The following is a 21,287-nucleotide window of genomic DNA, read 5'->3' as shown; positions in this document are numbered from 1 at the left end:
GGGGAGCCGGCAGGGGCGACGCTTCAGGGCTCCGGCTCGACTCCGCCCGCGGGACTCCACCGCTTCCGCGGGGGAAAGTGCGCGAGACCCATACGTGGTGGACCTCTTCATCAGGTGCTTCACCGCCGGTAAGGCACCCCGGCCGACGCCCGGGCCGCTCCTCTCGCGCAGTACGACCAGGGGGCCATGACCATGGCGTCGACCCTGCACCCGGATGCCGGTTCGGACGACATCTGCATCTTCTCGGTCCGCCATCGCCGCTGTTCCCGCGTGGGCCATGGCCGGAGTCGCTCGCCGACTAGCCCTTCTTCACCGGCACGCGCCACACCAGCGAGGTACCGCCGTCGGGGGGTTCCGTCAGTTCGAGGCGACCACCCAGGTGTTCGGCCCTCTCCACCATGTTGCGCAGGCCACTGCGGCGGCCGTCGGGCGGAATGCCGACGCCGTTGTCGGTGACCGACAGCCGGACCTCCCGCCCGTCGGTCGCGAGGACGACCTCCGCGCGGTCGGCTCGGGCGTGCCGGGCAATGTTGGTCAGGGCCTCGGAGAGCACGGCGACCACGTTGTCCGCGATCTCCTTGGGCACATCGGTGTCCAGGAGGCCCTCCATCCGCACGCCGGGGGCGAAGCCCACGACCGGCGCCGCTTCCCCCACCAGACGCACGGCGCGGGCCCGCAGGCCGCTCCCCTCGGTTCCCTCACGCGTGCGCAGGCCGAAAATCGTCGATCTGATGATCTTGATGGTGTCGTCGAGGTCGTCCACCGCCCGTGACACGCGTTCGGACGCCTCCGCGTGCTCGATGAAACGGCCCGCGCTCTGCAGGGTCATGCCGGTGGCGAACAGCCGTTGGATCGCCAGGTCGTGCAGGTCGCGGGCGATCCGGTCGCGGTCCTTGAGCACCGCGACCTCCTCGGCCTCCAGGCGGCGCTCCGCCAGCTCCATCGCGATCGCCGCCTGCGCGGCGAAGCCCTTCAGCAGGTCGATCTCCCTCTCTGAGAACGCGATGTGCCCCGCTTCCCTGACCAGGAGGAGCGCACCTCGTACGCCGCTCTCGCCCGTTCCTACGGGGACGGCCACGGCCGGCCCGAGGCCGGTGAACCTCGGGGGGCCCGCCTCGACGCGTTCGTCGTGGAGGACGTCCGCGCTGGTGACGGCGGTCGCACCGGAGAAGGCCTCGCCGATCAGAGTGCCGTCGATCGGCAGAACCATGCCCTGCAGGGCATCCGCTCCCTGGCCCAGGGCGAGCTCCACCGACAGCGATTCCGTCTCCTCCATCGGCATCGCCACCATGGCCAGGGCCGCACCGGTGATCTCCCGGGCCTGTTCGGCGATCAGTCCCAGGACCTCGGCGCGCTCCCCGCCCGCCATCAGCCGGTGGACGATCTCGGCGTTCGCCCGCAGCCAGCGCTCACGCAGCCGGGACTCGGCGTACAGCCGCGCGTTGTCGATGGCCACGCCGGCCGCCACGGCCAGCGTGAGCGTGACCGAGACGTCCTCCTCGTCGAACTGGGCACCGCCCCGTTTCTCGGTCAGGTACAGGTTGCCGAAGACCTGGTCCCGCACGCGGATGGGAACGCCCAGGAAGGTGTTCATCGGCGGATGATGCGGCGGGAAGCCGTACGACGCCGAATGCTCGGAGATCTTCGCCAGACGCAACGGCTCCGGGTGGTGGATCAGCTCTCCCAGGATGCCGTGGCCTTCCGGATACGGTCCGATCCGTGCGATCTGCTCGTCGGAAACGCCCACGGTGTGGAAGGCGGAGAGACGCTTGCCGTCCGGGCCGATCACGCCGAGGGCCGCGTACTCCGCGTCGACCAGCACCGCCGCGGCCTCCACGATGCTGCGCAGGGCCTGCATCAGATCCAGCTCCCGGCCGACCGAGAGCACCGCCTCCAACAGGCTGTGCACCCGGTCACGGGTGCCGCGGGCGGCGTCCAGGCGCGCCTGCAACTCCTCCAGCAGTTCGTCCAGCCGAAGCTGTGGCAGCCGGACGCGAGCCTCTTCGGGGCTTCCCACCTGCTGCTCCTCCGGATCCCCTGGTACGACCGACCCCAACGGCCCGGTCACGTGCCAAGTTAGTCGTCGGCAGCCCGGGGTGGTAGCGGATACGGCCGAGTCGCCCTGCCGCCCGCCAGGGCCGGGACTCCCGTACCGGCACCTGTCGCGCCCTCATTCCCGTCCGGGCCTCGCGCGGCCCGGCGGCGCCGCCGGGCCCCTGGCTCACCGTTCCGCGCCCCAGCGGCACGGCTGGAGGCAGGCCGGGCGCCCCTGCCCGCCCAGGAGGACAGCTCCAGCCGCCGGAACAGCCCCAGGTCGGGACCATCGGCCCTGTGGGGTACAGGTGATCCGAGGGACAATGGAGGCAGGAGCGGCACCGATCCCCCGCGGTGTCGCTCCGCTCGCCCGCGTGAACGCCGTCAGTCGTGCGGTACGACCGCGACGGGCGAGACGGCGTGCCAAAGGACCTCGTGCGCCACCGGGCCCAGCCGTGGGCCCAGGGAACCCTCACGGGTGCGCCGTCCCACGACGACCAGCGAGGCGCCACGCGAGGCGTCCACCAGGTGCGCGCCCGCGTCGCCGACCAGCGCTTCCTCCGTCACGGCGACGCCCGGGAACTTGTCCTGCCACGGGCGGAGCACGTCGGCCGGTTCCCGGCATGTCGTCCTGGACCGGCCGTGGACGACACGCAGCCCGGCCGCGGCCAGGCTTTCGTCCGGGCCGTCCATACCGACGGTGATCGTGCGGGCCATGGGAGTCTCCTTCGGGAATGTGCCGCCGCGGCAGACGTCCTGTCATGCGTTCGGCACCACGACGACGGGGCGGTGCGCCCGGTGCAACAGGGTGTGGGCGACCGCCCCGAGGCGTGCGCCGAGCACGGTCGTACGGTGGCGGGCGCCGGTGACGACCACGGCGGCCTCGCGGGTCGCCTCGAGCAGGACGTCCGCGGGAGCGGCGGGGACCGTGTGGGTCTCCACCTCGATGGCGGGATACCGTTCCCGCAACCGCGTGAGGGCCTAGCGCGGTACGGCCTCCTCGGCCCTGGAGTGAGGGGTGAGCCATTCCTGTCCCGGGTGTCCCGGGCTGCGGGCCGGTACCGGCGAGGGCAGTTCGGGGGCGAGGTGCCGATGGGCCCGGGACCGCAGGACGCGGAGCCGCGCACCGCGCCGATCGGCCTCCTGGAAGGCGTAGCCGGCCGCCTGCGCGTCGGTGTCGTCCTCCATGGCGAGCAGCACGTCCTGCCCCTTGTCGCACGGGTGATCCCCGCGTACGACCAGGAGCGGGCCTCGCGCGAGCGCCGCCGGCCGCAGGCTCACCGAGCCGAACGCGGCACCGGTCGGCGCGCCGAGGCCGCGTGTCCCACGACGGTCAGCTCCGCCTTCGCGCTCTCGCGCAACCGCACGGGTACCGCTCCGCCCTCCGCGGCGACGGTCTCCACCCGCGAGATCCTGATACCGCTGTCGTACGCGCGACGCCGCCGAGGCCAGGACCGGTGCGGCTGCGTCGCGGTCCGGGACCGCGTACCCACACGCAGGGCGGTGCCGCGGCGGACGACCTCCGCCGCGGCCCGGTCCAACGCCCGTACGAAGACCAGGGAGCCGTCCACTCCGACGGCTGTGTGATGAAGAGTCATGGCCGTGCTTCCCCTCTGTCGGCGACCGTCCGATGGAGACGTCCGGACCTGAAGGGGCCCCGCCTCTTCGAACGATGCTCGCCGTGCGCCGCCTTCCCGGGGCAGAAGCCGGGAGTGCCTGTGGAAACGCCGAACGGCCCTTGGAACAAGGGCCGTTCGGTCCACGCAGGGGAACCCCGGTCGACAGGGTTCGGAACGGTTGTCCGAGATCGACCGGCGTCAGACCGCTCGCACGGCGACCTCCTCGTGCGGCTGCTCGCCGAGCACCACCTTGAGGGCGCCGGTGTCGGCGGCCCGGGCGAATACGTCGTACGCCTCCTCCATACGGTGCAGCGGGAAGGTGTGGGTGACCAGCTCCCGGGTGGGCAGACGACCGGCGGCCGCCATGCGCAGCAGGGTGGGGGTGGAGTGGGTGTCGACCAGGCCGGTGGTGATGGTCACGTTCTTGATCCACAGGTCTTCGAGGTGAAGCGTGGCGGGCTTGCCGTGGACGCCGACGTTCGCCACGTGGCCGCCCGGTCGCACCATGCGCGTGCACATCTCGAAGCTCTCCGGCACGCCGACCGCCTCGATGACCACGTCCGCGCCGAGCCCGTCCGTCAGATCCGCGATCAGCTGCTCGGGGTCCTCGCGGGCGTCGGCCACGGCATCGGCTCCGAGCCGCTTGGCGGCCTCCAGCCGGGGTGCGGCCAGATCGACGGCGACGATGCGCTCGGGTGCGAACAGGTGTGCGGTGGCGATCGCCGCGAGGCCGATGGGTCCGGCTCCGACGACGGCGACGGTGTCCCCCGGGCGCACGCGCCCGTTGAGCACGCCCACCTCGTAGGAGGTCGGGAAGATGTCGGCAAGCAGTACGGCGTCCCTGCTCTCGACGGCGCCGGGGAGCACGTGCACGGACAGGTCGGCGTAGGGGACGCGGACGAACTCGGCCTGGGTGCCGTCGATCAGGTGGCCGAGGATCCAGCCTCCGCCACCCCGGCACTGGCCGTAGGCGCTCTCCCGGCAGTAGCGGCAGCGCCCGCAGGCGCTGATGCAGGAGACCAGCACCCGGTCGCCCGGACGGACGGTCCGGACGTCGCTGCCGACCTCCATGATCTCGCCGACGGCCTCGTGCCCCAGGACCGTGCCCGGGCGCACCTCGGGCACGTCGCCCTTGAGGATGTGCAGATCCGTGCCGCAGATGGTGACGGCGTCGACCCGCACGACGGCGTCGGTGGGTTCCTTGACGGCAGGGTCCGGGATTTCCTCCCAGGCGGACTGCCCGGGTCCGTGGAAGACGAAGCCTCTCATAACGCTCCTCACCGTCCTTCTTGGAGTGCCGGGATTGCTCCACACATCCAGCTTGTCCCTCGGCCGTACATTGCGCCTGGGCCATCCGGCCCTCCCCTGTCGGCCGACGGGTCACCGGTCGGCGCCGACCGGGGGCACGGAGGGCCCAGAGGCCCTGCTGAAACCGGGCAACAGGGACCGAACGGCCCTTCCGCGTATCCTGTCGGCAGGGGTTGTCTCGTCCCATGGACGACAACCGCACGAGGTCCACGCCGTACCGCACACACCGCACCGTCGGTGGCGCGACCGTCGTGACTCTGCAAGGCGAGATCGACATCGTGACGGCGCCCTCGCTCGCGGCCTGCCTGGACGCACTGGCCTCGTGTCCACATCCCGATCTGGTGCTCGACCTGCGTCAGGTCTCCTTCATCGACTGCACCGGGCTGGGTGTGCTGTGCCGGACGCGGACCCGCGCGAAGGCCCGAAACGGCCGACTACGGCTGGTCACGAACAGTTCCCCGTTCCTGCGGATCCTGCACCACACCGGGCTGACCGACGATTTCGACATCCGCTCCCGACTGCCCGAGGAGGCGGTCGGTTCGCCGGTCACCGGCTCCGTCAGCGCTCCCTCGGGCTGAGCGGGCCCGACGGCCGGGACCTCCGAGTCGTTGCCGCGATGCCGGGACGGTCGACCGCTCGGTGAGCGGGAGACCCGCCCACAGCCGGGTGCGGCCCGTACGGCCGAGGCGGTGGATGCCAACGCGTACGGTCATGGCGGTGAACTCCTCTACGGAGTTCGGGATTTCAGGTGCTCCAGCTCCAGTCGGCCACCTCCGGCAGGTCGGTTCCGTGCTCGCGGATCCAGGCATGGTGGCGGGTGCGGGCGTCGGCCATGTGCTGGCGTACGGCGGCGGCGCGCACCGCGAGGCCGGGTACCCGGTCGATGACGTCCATGACCAGGCGGTAGCGGTCGAGGTCGTTGCGGACGACCATGTCGAACGGTGTCGTCGTAGTGCCGGACTCCTTGTAGCCGCGTACGTGCAGGTTCTTGTGGCCGGTGCGCCGGTAGGCGAGGCGGTGGATCAGCCACGGGTAACCGTGGTAGGCGAAGATCACCGGCTTGTCGGTGGTGAACAGGCCGTCGTACTCGAAATCGCTCATCCCGTGCGGGTGTTCCTCGCGCGGGAGCAGCCGGGTCATGTCGACGACGTTGACGACACGGACGGCGAGCTGCGGCAGGTGGCGGCGCAGCAGTTGGGCGGCGGCCAGCACCTCCAGGGTGGGCACGTCACCGGCGCAGGCGAGGACGGCATCCGGTTCGCCGCCGTTCTCGGTGCCGGCCCAGTCCCAGATCCCCGCGCCCCGCGCGCAGTGGGCGCGGGCCTCTTCGATGGACAGCCAGTCGAAGCAGGGCTGTTTGCCGGCCACGATCACATTGACGTAGTCGCGGCTGCGCAGGGCGTGATCGGCCACCGAGAGCAGGGTGTTGGTGTCCGGGGGGAGATAGACGCGCACGACCTCGGGGCTCTTGTTGAGGACGTGGTCGACGAAGCCGGGGTCCTGGTGGGAGAAGCCGTTGTGGTCCTGGCGCCACACGTGTGAGGTGAGCAGGTAGTTGAGGGAGGCGATGGGGGCGCGCCAGGGCAGCTCGCGTGAGGTCTTCAGCCATTTGATGTGCTGGTTGACCATGGAGTCGACGATGTGGACGAACGCCTCGTAGCAGGAGAACAGTCCGTGCCGTCCGGTGAGGAGGTAGCCCTCCAGCCAGCCCTGGCAGGTGTGTTCGGAGAGGATCTCCATCACGCGCCCGTGCCGGTCCAGGTGTTCGTCCACCGGCAGGTGTTCGGCCTGCCATGCCTTGCCGCTGGCGTCGAAGACGGCCTGGAGCCGGTTGGAGGCGGTCTCGTCCGGGCCGACGACCCGGAAGTCCCGGCGCAGGCGGGTGTCGTTCATGACCTGTTCCAGGAGGTCGCCGAGGACCCGGGTGGGCTCGTGCAGCGTCGTGCCCGGCTTCTCGACCGGTACGGCGAAGTCGTCGAGGGAGCGGATGGGCAGGTCGCGGACGAGGAGTCCGCCGTTGGCGTGCGCCGTGGCGCCGAGCCGCTTCGCGCCGTCGGGGACGCAGGTGAGGACGTCCGCGGTGGGCCGGCCGTCCGGGCCGAAGAGTTCCTCGGGCCGGTACGAGCGAAGCCAGGTCTCCAACTGCCTTAGGTGCTGCGGGTTTTCGCGTACCCCGGCCAGCGGGACCTGATGCGCGCGCCAGGTGCCCTCGACCGGCACGCCGTCGACCTCGGCGGGGCCGGTCCAGCCCTTGGGGGTACGCAGCACGATCACCGGCCAGTGCGCACGCTCGGCGGCTCCGTCCTCGCGGGCGGACCGCTGCATCATCGCGATGCGGTCCAGCGCCTCGTCGACGGCCCTGGCCATCGCGCGGTGCACCTGCGTCGGGTCGTCGCCGCTCACGTGGATCGGCACATGGCCGTATCCCCGCAGCAGCGCGTCCAGTTCGCTCTCCGGGATGCGGGAGAGCACCGTCGGGTTGGCGATCTTGTAGCCGTTGAGGTGCAGGATCGGCAGGACCGCTCCGTCGTGCACCGGGTCGAGGAACTTGTTGGAGTGCCAGGAAGCGGCCAGTGGCCCGGTCTCCGCCTCGCCGTCCCCGATCACACAGGCCACGAGCAGGTCGGGGTTGTCGAGCGCTGCGCCGTACGCGTGCGCCAGCGAGTAGCCGAGTTCACCGCCCTCGTGGATGGAGCCGGGCGTCTCCGGGGCGACATGGCTGGGCACCCCGCCGGGGAAGGAGAACTGCCGGAAGAGGCGTGCCATGCCGTCCGCGTCGCGCGGCACGTCGGGGTAGGTCTCGCTGTAGCTGCCCTCCAGCCACGAGTTCGCGAGCACGGACGGCCCGCCGTGTCCCGGACCCCACACGCACAGCGCGTCGAGGCCGCGCGCCGTGATCACCCGGTTGAGGTGCGTGTACACGAGGTTCAGGCCGGGAGAGGTGCCCCAGTGGCCGAGGAGCCGGGGCTTGATGTGCTCGGGGCGCAGCGGCTCGGTCAGCAGCGGGTTGGCCAGCAGGTAGATCTGTCCGGCGGTCAGATAGTTGGCGGCCCGCCAGTGGGCGTCCAGGGTGCGCAGTTCCTCATCGGTCAGTACGGTGGCGTTCTGGTGTTCGACCTTGGTCATGGGGGACTCCGGAACTCATCGACGGGGATCATCGGGTGGTGGAGGCGGGCATGGCCGGCAAGAAGGCGACGAAACTGCCGCGCGCGGCATACGAGACGGAACTGCTGCGCCTGCAGACGGAGTTGGTGAAGCTGCAGGAGTGGGTGAGGGCCGAGGGTGCCCGGCTGGTCGTGGTCTTCGAGGGGCGGGACGCTGCGGGCAAGGGCGGCACGATCAAGCGGGTCGCGGAGCATCTCAACCCGCGCGTCGCCCGGATCGCGGCGCTCCCCAAGCCGACGGAGCGCGAGCGCACCCAGTGGTACTTCCAGCGGTACGCCGAGCACTTGCCGGCCGCCGGGGAGATCGTGCTGTTCGACCGGTCCTGGTACAACCGGGCCGGTGTCGAGCATGTGATGGGCTTCTGCACGAAGGAGGAGCACCAGCTCTTCCTCCGCCAGTGCCCGATCTTCGAGCGGATGCTGGTCGAGGACGGGATCCTGTTGCGCAAGTACTGGTTCTCCGTGAGTGACACCGAGCAGCAGGAGCGGTTCCGGCGTCGGCTGGATGACCCGCTGCGGCGCTGGAAGCTGTCGCCGATGGACCTGGAGTCGATCACCCACTGGGAGGCGTACTCCCGGGCGAAGGACGAGATGCTGGTGCACACCGACGTCTCCGAGGCGCCCTGGTTCGTGGTCGAGAGCGACGACAAGCGCCGGGCGCGGCTGAACATGATCGCCCATCTGCTGGACTCCGTGCCGTACCACGAGGTCCCGCCCCCGGTGCTGGACCTGCCCGCGCGTCCGGCGTCGACCGGCTACCAGCGCCCGCCGCGCGATCTGCAGACGTACGTCCCCGATCACGCGGCGAGTCTCTGAGCAGCCGGTCACCGCGTTCACTCCTGCTCGGGCACGATCACGACCGGGCAGGCGGAGTGGTGCAGCACCCCGTGCGTCACCCGGCCGAGCTGAAGTCCGAAGTGCCGCTGCCGGCGCTTGGCTCCGATGATCAGGAGGTCGGCGTCGCGCGAGGCGTCGACCAGCGCGTTCCGGGCATGTCCCTCGGCCGTGCGGCGGTGCAGCCGGACATCGGCGGGGGCGTCCTGGAGCGCCGACTCCAGGTCCTCCACGGCCTGCTCCTCGTGCAGGCGCGCGGGTTCCCCGGCCAGCAGAGGATGGTCGGTGGTCTCGTGCGCCGGGCACCGCCAGGCCCGTACGGCTTCGACCTCCGCCCCGCGCCGCCCCGCCTCCTCGAAGGCGAAGCGCACCGCCGCGGAGGACGTCGGCCTCTCCCCCACGCCGACGACGACACGGCCGTGCGTGACGGGCAGGGCCCGGTTGTCGTGGCTGCCGCGTACGACGATCATCGGACAGTGCGCGTGCGCGGCCACCGTCAGGCTCACCGAGCCCAGCAGCGCCTCCGTGAGGGCGCTGCGGCCCCGGGTGCCCGTCACCAGCAGGGAGGCGTTGCGGCTCTCCCGCAGCAGCGTGTACTCGGGTTCCTCGGGCAGCACATCGGTGGTGATCTTCACGTCGGGCCGGCGGAGGTGGGCGCGCCGGGCGGCGCTGTCCACGATGTCCTCGGCCCGTACCCGCTCGGACGGCTCACCCAGGTCCTCGGCGAGCCGGGCGCCCTCGTACCGCTCCCACAGCGAGGCGTACACCAGGCGCAGCGGTGCCCCGCGCAGGGCGGCCTCGTCTGCCGCCCAGTCCACGGCCCGCAGGCCGGGCTCGGAGCCGTCGACGCCGACGACGATCGGCAGGTCCATCGCCATCTCCCTCACCTTCCCGCGCCGAGGTCGAACACGATCCGGGCCTTGACCTGGCCGCGCAGCACCTCATCCATGGATGCGTTGACGGAGGCCAGCGGGCGGGTCTCGCAGATGACCCTGGTCCGGCCGGCCGCGTGCAGCTCGAAGACCTCGGCCAGGTCCTGCCGGGTGCCCACGATCGAGCCGATCACGCTCGTACCGTTGAGGACCGTGTCGAAGATCGGGACCTGGACGGTGCCGTGGGCGGGCAGGGCGACCATGACGAGCCTGCCGCCACGCCGCAGACCCGCGTGGACGGCGGCGAAGGCCGCGTCGTTGACCGCGAGCGCGATGGCCGCGTGGGCGCCGCCGTGCCGCTTGAGGACCTCGCCGACGTTCTCCTTGCGGGCGTCGATGACGAGGTCGGCACCGAGTTCGCCGGCGAGTTCGAGCTTCTCGTCGGTGACGTCGATCGCGGCCACTGTGGCTCCGGCGATCTTGGCGTACTGCACGGCGAGGTGGCCGAGTCCGCCGATGCCGGAGATCGCGACCAGTTGCGCGGGCCGCACCTCGGCGACCTTGAGGGCCTTGTACGTGGTCACGCCGGCGCAGGTCAGAGGGGCGGCGTCGACGGCGCTGACGCCGTCGGGCACCGCCTGTGCGAAGTCGGCCCAGGCCAGCATCTTCTCGGCGTATCCGCCGTCGCAGCCGTATCCGGTGTTGATCTGCTGCTCGCAGAGCGTCTCCCAGCCGGACAGACAGTGCTCGCACCGCCCGCAGGCCCTGCCGAGCCAGGGCACGGCGACCCGCTGTCCGACCCTCAGGTGGGTGACACCGTCGCCGAGCTTCTCGACGAGGCCCACGCCCTCGTGACCGGGGACGAACGGTGGGTTCGGCTTGACGGGCCAGTCGCCGTGGGCGGCGTGGATGTCGGTGTGGCACAGCCCGGAGGCCTCGACGCGGACCCGGACCTGGCCCGGGCCGGGCTCGGGGTCGGGGCGTTCCTCGATGACCAGGGGCTCACCGAACGCTCGTACGACCGCTGCCTTCATGGTTGCTGCTCCTCGGGGTGGGTCAGTGGTGGGGGACGACGGCGACGGGGGCGACGGAGTGGTGCAGGACGGCATGGGTGACGGGTCCGATGTGGGCGCCGAACGGGCTGCGGCGGATACGGCGGCCCACGACGACCAGCGAGGCCTCGCGGGAGGCGTCGACGAGGTGATTGCCGGGAGTGCCGTAGGGGGACTCCTCGGTGACCTCCACGGCCGGGTACTTCTGCCGCCAGGGGCGCAGTACCTCGGTGAGCGCGTCGGACTCGCTCAGGGCGAGTGCTTCGTGCAGTGCGGGATCGGCGGGCATGCCGTACGCGTAGTACGGCGGCGGGTTCCAGCCGTGGACGACGCGCAGGGAGGTGGCGCGGCACTGTGCGGCGTCGAAGGCGAACTCGATCAGCGTCTCGTCCGGGTGCTCGATGTCGAGGCCGAGGACGACGGGCCGGAACGGAGTGGCGGCGGAGGGAATTCCGGCCGGGTCCATCTCGTGTTCGTCCGCGGCCAGCTCCAGGGCACGGACCAGCACCACGGGGCACTCCGCGTGGGCGACGACGGTCAGGCCCACGGAGCCGACCATGAACCCGCCGATCCCGCTGAGGCCTCGGGAGCCGAGGACGAGCAGTTCGGCACTCTTCGCCTCCTCGATCAGGATCTCGCTCGGACGGCCGGCGAGGTGCTCGCCGGTCACCTCCACACCGGGGTGGCGCAGTCCGATGCCGTCGGCCGCCTCGCGGGGGATTCGCTCGGTCCAGTGCTGGTGGGTCTCGCGGCCCAGGAGAGGCGCCTGGGCGATGGGCTCCGGTACCGGTTCCCAGATGTGGACGATTCTCAGTGCGAGGCCGCTGAGCCGCGCCTCGCGAGCGGCCCACTCGGCGGCGGCCCGGCTCTCCGGCGAGCCGTCGAGGCCTACGGTGATGGTGCGGAGCATGCTCTCCACCTCCAGGGCGAGGAGTTCGATTCCAGGGTCGTGTTCAGGGCGTTGTTCGGGCAGGGGCCACTGGTCCCGAATCCGGGCCGAGTGACCCCCGCCCGGCTCGGCGCGGCGGGCCTCGTGGGCGCACGACTTGGCCCGGCACGGGCCCCGCGGGAGGTGTCCGCCGCGCCTCCCGCGGTCAGCGCAGCCAGCGACTGCGGCGGACGAGGGGGAGCCCGGCCCAGAGCCTGCCGAGGCCCAGGGTGTCGCCGGCGGCGGCAGCGGCCAGGGCGATCAGGGCGACGGCGTAGATGACGTGGTAGTCGACGAACGGGTTCGTCGACATGCTCGGCGAACCGTCCGAGAGGTGCTGGGCGGGCGGCCACTCGGCGACCCACATCAGCGCCATCATCACGGTGCCGGCGACGGCGGCGAGCCGCAGCGCGACGCCGGCGACCAGGGCCACGCCGATGCCGAGCAGGCCGAGCATGAACAGCAGGTCCGCCCAGGCGTCGCCGGCCCAGGAGTGGAGGGTGGACTGCATCGGCCCGACGGCGACGGAGCCGAGGAAGCCCTTCGTGGGCGATCCGCCGTCGATCCAGCCCTTGCCGGACTGTGTGGCGTAGCCGAGGCCGAAGCTCTTGTCGAGGAAGGCCCACAGGAAGGCGAACCCGGTCAGCAGACGCAGGGACGCGAAGGCGTAGGCCCGCGCGGTGTGCGTGCCGGTGTGTGCCGACACGGCGGACTCGGGTGCAAAGGCCGCCCGGTGCCTGCGGAACGACGGCAGGCGGAAGCCGGAGTTCCGGTGCGGGTGCTCGTGCACGGCCATGGTCATGGTTCCCTTCGAGGGGCGGTCGGGTCATTGCCTGACGCCCCTCACTCTGGTGCCGTGCGCCGGGCGGCGCAGGATGCCGAAGGTCTGCGGCCATGGGGCTGAACGGCCCTGCCCGCCAGGTCCGTTGGGCCCCGTACGACCCGCCGCCCGGGCATGCTGTGGTACGCGTGTCTCGCGCGTTGCCGCGGACGCACGGATCCTTGGACCGGCGAAAGGTGGCACATGGCCCTGAAGGCGGGCGGGAACGGATCGGGGTGGCGTCGGTGGGCGCCCGGGGCCTCGGCCCTTCTCGGCTACCGGCGTGCGTGGCTGGCCGGTGACCTGCTCGCCGGTGCGACCGTGGCCGCGTATCTGGTGCCGCAGGTCATGGCCTACGCGGGCGTGGCCGGGCTGCCGCCGGTCGCCGGGCTGTGGGCCATCCTCCCGGCTCTCGCGCTCTACGCCCTGTTCGGTTCCTCTCGGCTGCTGTCGGTCGGGCCCGAGTCCACGACCGCCCTGATGACGGCGACGGTGGTCGCGCCACTCGCCGCCGGCGATCCAGGGCGCTACGCGTCACTGGCGGCGGCCCTCGCGGTCACGGTCGGACTGCTGTGCCTGGTGGCCCGGGTGGTGCGGCTGGGCTTCCTGGCGGACCTGCTGTCCCGTCCCGTCCTGGTCGGCTATCTCGCGGGCGTGGCGTTCATCATGATGGTGGACCAGCTCCCCAAGCTCACCGGCGTGCGGACCACCGGGACGGAGTTCTTCCCTCAACTGTGGTCCTTCGTCACCCACTTGACGGACGCACACCTGCCCACCGTCGTCTTCTCCGCCGCCGTACTCGTGTTCCTCTTCGTGACGGCCCGTTACGCTCGCGCCGTGCCGGGTCCGCTGCTGGCGGTCGTGCTCGGCACCGCCGCCGTGTCGGTCTTCGACCTCGACGACCGGTACGGGCTCAAGGTGATCGGCGACGTCCCCTCCGGCCTGCCGGGGTTCGCAGTCCCGGACCTGAGCGAACTGCCGCACCTCGTGCTGCCCGCGCTCGGGGTCCTCCTCGTCGCCTACACCGACTTCATCCTCACCGCCCGGGCGTTCGACGACCGCGACGGCGCAGGTCCCGGGCTCGACCCGGACCAGGAGTTCCTCGCCCTCGGCACTGCCAACCTCGGCGCCGGGGTCCTGCACGGATTCCCGGTGAGCAGCAGCGCCAGCCGCACCGCGCTCGCCTCCTCCGCGGGCGCCCACAGCCAGGCCTACTCGCTGGTCGCCGGGGCGGCGGTACTCGCCGTGCTGCTCCTGCTCAGCCCTCTGCTGACGCGCACTCCGTCCGCCGTGCTCGGCGCGCTCGTCGTCTACGCCGCCGTCCGCATGATCGACCTCGCGGGCTTCCGCCGGCTGGCGTCGTTCCGCCGCCGGGAACTGCTGCTGGCCCTCGGCTGCCTGGCCGGAGTGCTCGCCCTGGGCATCCTGTACGGGGTGATCGTGGCCGTCGGCCTGTCGGTGGCAGAACTGCTGACCCGGGTGGCACGCCCGCACGACGCCGTGGAGGGACTGGTCCCCGGCGTGGCCGGCATGCACGACGTCGACGACTACCCCGAGGCCCGGACCATCCCCGGGCTCCTCGTCTACCGCTACGACTCCCCGCTCTTCTTCGCCAACGCGGAGAACTTCCGGCGCCGTGCCCTGGCCGCCGTCGACGAACAGGCCGACCCCGTCCGCTGGTTCGTCCTCAACACCGAGGCCAACGTCGAGGTGGACATCACCGCCCTCGACGCGGTCGACGACCTTCGGCGCACACTGGCCCACCGGGACATCGTGTTCTCCCTCGCCCGCGTGAAGCAGGATCTACGGGACGACCTGGAGGCGTACGGCCTCGCGGGCTCGGTCGGCGAGGACCGGATCTTCCCGACGCTGCCGACGGCCGTGGCCGCGTACCGCGTGTGGCTCGCCCGTCAGTAGGCGGGTGCGCCCTGTCCCCAGACGGGTACGCCCTGTCCCCAGAATCGCAGGACCGAACGGCCCGTTCAGCCCCAACGCCTCGGCCTCCACCCAACGGGCCGGTGTCCCGCAGCCCGCCGCCGGTACCGAACGGCCCGTGCGATGGACCGGGTGGCCCATGGCCCTCACCCACGCCCCGGAACACCCTGGTGATGGAAGTCCCCACACCCGGCAGCGGAGGCACGTCATGAACGCTCCCCCCACCCCCAGCATGCTGCGCACACTGACCGCCGAGCACCGTCAGCGGCTGATGCGCCTGGCCAGGGACGTGTCCGTCCCGCAGGGAACGCGTCTGTTCGAGGAGGGCGGACGCGCCGACCGCTTCTGGATCATCCGCACCGGCACGGTCGAACTCGACATGCGGGTGCCGGGCCGACGCGCGGCTGTCATCGAGCGTCTCGGGCACAACGAGCTGGTCGGCTGGTCCTGGCTCTTCCCGCCGCACGCCTGGCAGATGGGAGCCGAGGCGACGACACCGGTCCGGGCCTACGAGTTCGACGCCGTCGCCGTGCGGTCCATGTGCCGGGACGACCCGGCCCTGGGCAACGACGTCAGCCAGTGGGTGGGGCGGGTGCTGGCGCACCGTCTGCGTTCCGCCCGGACGCGTCTGCTGGACCTGTACGCCCCGTACGGCGCCGGCAGCACCGTCTGACCCCGCCCGGCACGAGGCACGAGGCACGAGGCACGAGGGAGCGGCCATGCACGGCGCCCCGCACATCGTCAGCGATGTCATGACCCACACGGTCGCCGCGGTCGGTCGCAGGGCGACCTTCAAGGAGATCGTGCGGCTCATGCGGGGACCGGACGGTCAGCGCCCTGCCCCTCATCGAGGGCGGCGGCCGGGTCGTCGGCGTCGTCTCCGAGGCGGACCTCCTGCCCAAGGAGGAATTCCGCGACAGCGCCCCCGACCGGTACACCCAGCTGCGCCGCCTGTCCGATCTGACGAAGGCGGGCGAGGGGGACCGCCGAGGAACTCATGACCTCCCCCGCCCTCACCGTGCGCCCGGACGCCACGCTCGCCCCAGCGGCCCGCACCCTGGCCCGGGCCAGGGTCAAGCAACTCCCGGCTGTCGACGCCGTGGGGATGCTCGAAGGCGTCGTCGCCCGTGCCGACCTCCTCAAGGTCTTCCTCCGCACCGACGAGGAGATCACCGAGGAGGTCGGCCGCGAGATCGTGTCCTACCTGTTCCCCCCACCGGGTTCGTCCGTGCACGTGGAGGTGCGCGACGGCGTCGTGAAGCTCGTCGGCCGTGTCCGTGACACGTCGCTCATGCCGGCTGCCGCGCGGCTGGTGCGCGCCGACGAGGGGGTCGTGGATGTGCGGTTCGACCTCACGCGGCCCGACGAATCGGCCGGGGCGGCGGAAGCCTCTGCAGACGGCACCGGGAGGATCGCCCCTGCATGAACCTCCCGGACACACCACGACTGTGAGACGACATCGGGCCGGGCAGCCCCACCCGCGCTGCCTCCCTCACCGGGTCCTCGCGCGAGTGGGGCCGATCGGCCCTGGTGCGTTCGGCCCGGGCGCGTGATGATCGTCACCATGGACGACCAGCAGTCTGTCCTCCACCGGGGAACGAGGGGCCGTGATGCCTGAGCCACGCACTTTCACCGAGCAGGACCCGATCCGCGTGTTTCTGCTGGACGACCACGAGGTCGTCCGCCGGGGCCTGGCCGACCTGCTCGACTCCGAGCCGGACATCTCGGTGATCGGCGACGCCGGCACCGTCGAGCACGCCCTCGTACGAGGCCCTGCGCTGCGCCCCGACGTCGCCGTTCTCGATGTGCGCCTCCCCGACGGGGACGGCATCTCGGTCTGCCGTGAGCTGCGCAGCCAGATGCCGGAGCTGGCCTGTCTGATGCTGACCTCGTTCGACGACGAGGAGGCCCTGCTCGACGCGATCATGGCCGGCGCCTCCGGCTACGTCCTCAAGCAGATCAAGGGCTCCGACCTCGTCTCGGCCGTACGCACGGTCGCCTCGGGCCAGTCGATGCTGGACCCCGCGACCACGGCCCGGCTGATGCGCTCACTGCGCGCCGAACCCGCCGAGACCCCCGCCGTGCCGTCCGAGTTGGCAGGTCTGTCCCCTCGCGAGCGGGACATCCTGGCGCTGATCGGCGAAGGCCTCACCAACCGCGAGATCGGCAAGAGGCTCTTCCTCTCCGAGAAGACCGTCAAGAACCACATCTCCCGCCTGCTTGCCAAGCTGGGCGTGCAACGCAGGGTCCAGGCCGCGGTCCTCGCCTCCCATCTGGAGCATCCGGAGACGGACGAGCGCCGACCGAGGTGACTCCCCCGTACCCGGACCCCCCTCTGCTGCGGCACGACGGGCACAGCCTGAATCCCTGACACCCCGCACCCCCGCTCGGGTCGAGCGGGGGTGCGGGGTGTCGGTCGGTGCGTCGTGCCGCAGGGCTTCGGCGGTCAGTGGGAGACCGCGGCAGGCACCGGACGGTTCAGCGCCTGGCGAACCCCGGTGCCCTGGAAGGAGCTGAGCTGCAGGGTGTCCTTGAACCGGGGGCCGAGCGGGCTGAGCAGGGCCCCAGGCCCAGAAGTCCATGGCGAAACCGGCCGTGGCCAGCCAACATCAGCCACGCCCGTCGCCGCACCGACCCGTCCGACACCGGCCGCCGCTCTCTGTCGTCGACGACTGGACCATGGTGTCCGTCCCTTCCCCTGCGCGCCGGCACGGCGATACGGGGCTCACCTCGAACGTCGCAGGCTCGGCCCGGGCGGACTGGCCCGGTTCTGCCCAGTTCGGCCCCGATCGCCACGGCCTCGCTCCTCCCCAGGCCGGTCGGGGCCGCAGAAGAGGCCGACCGGCCCTACTCCGTTTCGACTGCCGAACTGACGATGGACTGATGGTTCACAACAATGCCTTTCGCGCACTCGACCGGCAGGAGTGCATGGGCCTGTTGGCCAAGGTGCCGGTCGGTCGGGTGGTGTACACCCGGCAGGCGCTGCCCGCGGTCCTCCCGGTCAACTTCGTCCTTGACGCCGATGCCTCCGTCCTGCTGTGCACGTCGGCCACCTCCGACCTCGTGCGCGCCATCGACGGCTTCGTGGTCGCCTTCGAGGGGGATGAGTTCGATCCGGTCACCCGGTCCGGCTGGAGCGTGGTCGTGACCGGGCGGGCCGCCGTGGTGACCGACCCGGCCGAGCACGAACGCCTGACCCGCAGCGGCCCCAGCTCCTGGGTGCCGATGCGGGACGAGGTCTTCGTGCGGATCGAATCCGAGGTGGTCTCCGGCCGTGAACTCATCGGGGCACGAGCCACCCTGTGACCGTCGGCCCGCTGCGCCGTGCCGCCCGACCGCACCGGGCCCGTTCGGCCCTGTCGCCCATCACCTTGCTTGTAGAGCCCGGTTCGGGCTCGTGGCCTCCGGGGCGCGGGCCCTCACCCCTTCGCACGGATGGAGAATTCCGTGCCCCAGGCCCTGCCGCCGATTTGCCGGATCGGCAACAGGAGTGGCCGACCGGAACTCGGCGGGGCGAGGGTGGGACTGTGACCGATGACATCGCAGCAGGATCGCCCGCGTCCGACATCGCCTCGTTCGCCGACGGATACGTCGGAGACCCCGCGGTGCGAGCGGAGTGGGACAACCGGTACGCCGACCGACAACAGTTGTGGAGCGGCCGGCCCAACGGCGCGCTCGTGGCCGAGGTCGCCGGGCTCACACCCGGGCGGGTGCTCGACGTCGGCTGCGGCGAGGGCGCGGACGCCGTCTGGCTCGCACGCGGCGGCTGGGACGTGACCGCGCTCGAGGTCTCGGGCGTGGCGCTGGAGCGGGCGTCCGGGCACGCCTGGGACGCCGGTCTCATCGTTCACTGGATACACGCCTCACTCACCGAAGCAGGGCTCCCACCGGCCTCCTTCGACCTGGTCTCCGCGCAGTACCCGGCCTTGCTGCGCACCCCCGACGCCGCGGCCGAGCGAGCGCTGCTCGCGGCCGTCGCGCCCGGCGGCGTACTGCTGCTCGTACACCACGCGGGCATGGACACCCAGCAGGCGCACGAGGGCGGCTTCGACCCGGCCGACTACGTCTGGCCCTCGATGGTCGCCGATCTGCTGAACGACGACTGGGAGGTCCAGGTGGACGAACAACGGCCACGCGTGGCACCCGACGGCGGCGCCGGCGCACATCACACCGACGACCTGGTGCTGCGCGTGCGCCGACTGCGCTGAGAGTCCGCGGCGAGGGATACGTGACCGGGCGAGGGCGTCCTGGTGCAGGTCGGCCGAACAGCCCATCAGCACTGCTCCACCTCTACGTCCACCGTGTCCTGCTCCCCCGGCCCGCCGTTGGGGACCTCTCCGGCGCTTTGATCAGGCAAGCCCCAACTCCCGCCGGGGACATACCTGTTACGCCGCAATAAGACCGCCCCCGGCCAGACGCATGGCTGCGGCCGGGCGGTGAAGCTGCCTGCGGGGAGCGGTGCGGCCGGTACGGGCCGCACCGCTCCTTGTCCCCTCGGACCTGCCCGGGGTCATGTCCAGAAGCGGCCATGGTTCGGGCACGTCTGGCCGGTACCGCCGCAGGTGTTGCAGGTCCTGCCCCGCTGCCCCCTGCAGGAGGGGCAGTTGACGACAGGAACCTGGTCCTTGCGGCACTTCGCGCCGCTGCCCGACCGGCCTGCGCTGAACAGCCCACCGCCTGTCGTGACTGCCCAGTCCTTGCCGTGACGAGGGCATCGCTGCCCCGAGGTACAGCGGCTGCACCCCCTGGAACAGCACCGTTCCAGTTGCTGACCACACCTGCACTTCATCTGGCTCATCGCTCGTCGTTCCTTCGCGTCAGGCGATTGTCCAGCCGCGGGTGCGCACACTGCACCGCTGGAATACCAGCGACAGGCCGCCCGTCAGGCCCATGGCGTTGCCCATCCAGCGGTTGATCGCTCCCATCCGCCGGTCGAAGTACGCCTCGCCGACGCAGCCGCTGGTGGTGGGCGTGAGGTCGACGTAGAACGTGAAGTACGTGTCGATCTTGTTGCCCGCGGCCACTGTCACGCCGGTGGTGTCGAAGCGGCTCAGGTAGACCGCCGCCTCCACCCCGGGCATCGACACGGTCGGCGACGGGGTGCTGAGCTGCTCGGCCACGCCGTTGAAGAGAACCTCCAACGTGTCCTCGACCGAGTGCGGCGAGTCGAAGCTGCCGACCCGCTTGGTGAACCTGCCCATGAACGTCCTCCTGATGTGATGCCGTACGCCCTCGGCTTCGCCCCGCAGTCCGCTGCTGCGGCGAACAGGCCTCCATGTGGGGCCGGTTCACACCTTCGCCCCGGAGCCGTGTGCCCGTCTGTCCCCGGCATCGGGGACAGACGCCGGACCACCACGAGTGGTAGACCTGCTTGGTGGGGCCGTTGAGCCCGGCCAGGTGGCCGACGGGCCGCGGGGGTGGGAGAACTGCATGAACGACACACAGGAATCGAGCACCGGCGACGACGCCACGACCGGACCGCGCCTGGCGGCGGTCGACGACCACCCGGTGATCCTGCACGGCATCCAGGCGTGCCTCGCGGGGTCGGCACCCGAGATCGAGTGGGTGGGCAGCGCCGAGAACGTCGATGAACTGCCGTCCAGAGTATCGGCGCTCCCGTCGGTCGTTCTGCTGGACATCGAGCTGAACGACGGCAGCGACGTCGCCGCCAACGTCCACCGCCTGCGCGAGTGGGGTCCGCAGGTCATGCTGTTCAGCCGCGAACACCGCCCCGTGGTGGTGCGCCGGGGCATCGAGGCGGGAGCGCTCGGACTGGTGCTGAAGGAGGACCCGGACGCCCAACTCGCCGAGGCGATCAGGGCGGCGCACGCGGGGAAGGCGTATGTGTCCAGCCGGCTGGCCCACCAGATCGTCCACGACCGGCGCGGCAAGGTGCGGTTGAGCCCCCGCCAGCTCGAAGTGCTGGAGCTGCTGGCCCGGGGCCTGAAGCCGGCGGTCATCGCGCGCCGCCTGTACATGACCGAGGAGACGGTCAGGACTCACCGGAGGCGGGCCATCGAGGCGTTCGCCAAGAACGAGAGGACCCGGCTGGCCGACAACTCGGAGCTGGTGTACCGCTCGATGGTGGACGGCCACATCGACCTGGACCCGACCGGTACCGGAAGGCCCGGCGCATCCAACCCGGATGACGCCGGGTGACCCGGCGCGACACCCATCGATCCGGAGTGGAAAGCGCTCTTCGCCGCTCGTTCGCCGGGCTGTCCCTGCTGTTCGCGCTCGCCTGGTGGCTCACGGCCGTCTCGCTGGCCCTCTCGGATCATCGGCATCCGCTGTCCCTGGGCGTCACAGCGCTCTTCGCCGCGTCCGCGACGGCCTGGGCCTACCGGGGGGCTTTCGTCCGCATCGGTCCGGTGGATGCCTGGTCCGCCGTGGCGGTGGCCGTGACCGTGCACACGGCGTACGCGGTGCAGCGGACCTCCGAGCTGGTGGTGGGCCTGCGTTGTATGGCGACGGCCGCCGCGGTCCTCCTCGCCGTGGCCTATCTGCCCCGGGCCTGGGGGCGCCCGGCGGCGGTGGTCGCGCTGGCGGCGCAGGTGGCCTCCGCGTGGCACGAGGGCGTGGGTACCGCCTTGGAGGGGATGTGGCCGGCGCTCGCCGGAGGGGTGGCCGCAGCGGTACTGGCCCCCGTCCTGCGTGCCGCCGGTGACCGCGCGGACACCGCCATGCGCGAGGACGAGGACACGAGCGAGGCCGCCGCGCG

At 71.6% G+C, this 21,287-nt stretch carries 18 protein-coding genes and 2 pseudogenes; 10 read left to right on the top strand and 10 right to left on the bottom strand.

Annotation, left to right across the window (positions count from 1 at the left end; genetic code table 11):
* Window positions 1-298 precede the first annotated feature (298 nt).
* The 4 genes and pseudogenes from AWZ10_RS42455 to AWZ10_RS42440 form a co-directional block, all read right to left on the bottom strand.
* On the bottom strand, window positions 299-2,017 hold the full coding sequence (locus AWZ10_RS42455) for a sensor histidine kinase (protein ID WP_060893796.1): 1,719 nt from the start codon (window positions 2,015-2,017) through the stop codon (window positions 299-301).
* Between the two features lie 401 nt (window positions 2,018-2,418).
* On the bottom strand, window positions 2,419-2,751 hold the full coding sequence (locus AWZ10_RS42450) for a universal stress protein (RefSeq protein ID WP_060893795.1): 333 nt from the start codon (window positions 2,749-2,751) through the stop codon (window positions 2,419-2,421).
* A 42-nt stretch (window positions 2,752-2,793) separates the two neighbouring features.
* Window positions 2,794-3,632, bottom strand: a pseudogene (locus AWZ10_RS56140) (universal stress protein).
* Between the two features lie 219 nt (window positions 3,633-3,851).
* Window positions 3,852-4,922, bottom strand: a complete 1,071-nt coding sequence (locus tag AWZ10_RS42440; RefSeq protein ID WP_060893794.1) for a zinc-dependent alcohol dehydrogenase family protein — start codon at window positions 4,920-4,922, stop codon at window positions 3,852-3,854.
* 224 nt (window positions 4,923-5,146) lie between these two features.
* Between AWZ10_RS42440 and AWZ10_RS42435 the strand changes: the two genes are divergently transcribed.
* Window positions 5,147-5,539 carry an STAS domain-containing protein gene (locus AWZ10_RS42435; protein WP_060893793.1) on the top strand — a complete coding sequence of 131 codons (393 nt, stop codon included), beginning with the start codon at window positions 5,147-5,149 and terminating at the stop codon, window positions 5,537-5,539.
* A 166-nt stretch (window positions 5,540-5,705) separates the two neighbouring features.
* Here AWZ10_RS42435 and AWZ10_RS42430 read toward each other — a convergent pair whose 3' ends face one another.
* Complete coding sequence (locus AWZ10_RS42430) at window positions 5,706-8,087, bottom strand: phosphoketolase family protein (RefSeq protein ID WP_060893792.1); 2,382 nt, start codon at window positions 8,085-8,087, stop codon at window positions 5,706-5,708.
* A gap of 50 nt (window positions 8,088-8,137) precedes the next feature.
* Here AWZ10_RS42430 and ppk2 point away from each other — a divergent pair, with 50 nt between their 5' ends.
* Window positions 8,138-8,941, top strand: coding sequence for a polyphosphate kinase 2 (ppk2, locus tag AWZ10_RS42425; RefSeq protein WP_046707256.1), 804 nt, complete (start codon window positions 8,138-8,140; stop codon window positions 8,939-8,941).
* Window positions 8,942-8,958: 17 nt separating this feature from the next.
* On the opposite strand, the gene AWZ10_RS42420 is transcribed toward ppk2, so the two are convergent.
* The 4 genes from AWZ10_RS42420 to AWZ10_RS42405 all read right to left on the bottom strand — a co-directional run bounded on the left by AWZ10_RS42420 (window position 8,959) and on the right by AWZ10_RS42405 (window position 12,607).
* On the bottom strand, window positions 8,959-9,837 hold the full coding sequence (locus tag AWZ10_RS42420) for a universal stress protein (protein WP_060893791.1): 879 nt from the start codon (window positions 9,835-9,837) through the stop codon (window positions 8,959-8,961).
* A gap of 5 nt (window positions 9,838-9,842) precedes the next feature.
* The gene (gene adhP, locus AWZ10_RS42415) at window positions 9,843-10,865 is read right to left on the bottom strand and encodes an alcohol dehydrogenase AdhP (protein WP_046707258.1); all 1,023 of its coding nucleotides are present in this window, start codon (window positions 10,863-10,865) and stop codon (window positions 9,843-9,845) included.
* A gap of 22 nt (window positions 10,866-10,887) precedes the next feature.
* Window positions 10,888-11,793 carry a universal stress protein gene (locus tag AWZ10_RS42410; protein ID WP_060893812.1) on the bottom strand — a complete coding sequence of 302 codons (906 nt, stop codon included), beginning with the start codon at window positions 11,791-11,793 and terminating at the stop codon, window positions 10,888-10,890.
* 184 nt (window positions 11,794-11,977) lie between these two features.
* A complete protein-coding gene (locus tag AWZ10_RS42405; protein WP_060893790.1) occupies window positions 11,978-12,607 on the bottom strand; it encodes a DoxX family membrane protein in 630 nt (209 codons plus the stop codon).
* Between the two features lie 228 nt (window positions 12,608-12,835).
* Here AWZ10_RS42405 and AWZ10_RS42400 point away from each other — a divergent pair, with 228 nt between their 5' ends.
* The 6 genes and pseudogenes from AWZ10_RS42400 (at window position 12,836) to AWZ10_RS42375 (ending at window position 18,774) form a co-directional block, all read left to right on the top strand.
* Window positions 12,836-14,548: a SulP family inorganic anion transporter gene (locus AWZ10_RS42400; protein WP_060893789.1), complete on the top strand. Its 1,713-nt coding sequence runs from the start codon at window positions 12,836-12,838 to the stop codon at window positions 14,546-14,548.
* A 226-nt stretch (window positions 14,549-14,774) separates the two neighbouring features.
* Window positions 14,775-15,239, top strand: coding sequence for a Crp/Fnr family transcriptional regulator (locus AWZ10_RS42395; RefSeq protein WP_060893788.1), 465 nt, complete (start codon window positions 14,775-14,777; stop codon window positions 15,237-15,239).
* Window positions 15,240-15,285: 46 nt separating this feature from the next.
* Window positions 15,286-15,992: pseudogene (locus tag AWZ10_RS42390) on the top strand (CBS domain-containing protein).
* A gap of 184 nt (window positions 15,993-16,176) precedes the next feature.
* Window positions 16,177-16,878, top strand: coding sequence for a response regulator (locus AWZ10_RS42385; RefSeq protein ID WP_060893787.1), 702 nt, complete (start codon window positions 16,177-16,179; stop codon window positions 16,876-16,878).
* A 571-nt stretch (window positions 16,879-17,449) separates the two neighbouring features.
* A complete protein-coding gene (locus AWZ10_RS42380; RefSeq protein ID WP_046704576.1) occupies window positions 17,450-17,872 on the top strand; it encodes a pyridoxamine 5'-phosphate oxidase family protein in 423 nt (140 codons plus the stop codon).
* A gap of 221 nt (window positions 17,873-18,093) precedes the next feature.
* Window positions 18,094-18,774 (top strand): class I SAM-dependent methyltransferase, encoded by a 681-nt coding sequence (locus AWZ10_RS42375; RefSeq protein WP_046704574.1) that lies wholly within the window; start codon window positions 18,094-18,096, stop codon window positions 18,772-18,774.
* Window positions 18,775-19,383: 609 nt separating this feature from the next.
* Here the strand turns inward: AWZ10_RS42375 and AWZ10_RS42370 are convergent.
* Window positions 19,384-19,767, bottom strand: a complete 384-nt coding sequence (locus AWZ10_RS42370) for a hypothetical protein (protein WP_046704573.1) — start codon at window positions 19,765-19,767, stop codon at window positions 19,384-19,386.
* A gap of 229 nt (window positions 19,768-19,996) precedes the next feature.
* Between AWZ10_RS42370 and AWZ10_RS42365 the strand changes: the two genes are divergently transcribed.
* Together AWZ10_RS42365 and AWZ10_RS42360 are read left to right on the top strand one after the other, a co-directional pair.
* Window positions 19,997-20,725, top strand: coding sequence for a LuxR C-terminal-related transcriptional regulator (locus tag AWZ10_RS42365; protein WP_060893786.1), 729 nt, complete (start codon window positions 19,997-19,999; stop codon window positions 20,723-20,725).
* A gap of 26 nt (window positions 20,726-20,751) precedes the next feature.
* A partial coding sequence (locus AWZ10_RS42360; RefSeq protein WP_208618656.1) for a hypothetical protein occupies window positions 20,752-21,287 on the top strand: 536 nt, incomplete at its 3' end.

Source organism: Streptomyces europaeiscabiei (genome assembly GCF_001550375.1).
In the GTDB taxonomy this organism is placed as follows: domain Bacteria; phylum Actinomycetota; class Actinomycetes; order Streptomycetales; family Streptomycetaceae; genus Streptomyces; species Streptomyces europaeiscabiei.
The sequence above is the reverse complement of the archived record's forward strand: the minus strand, read 5'-3'. Positions and strand labels throughout refer to the sequence as shown.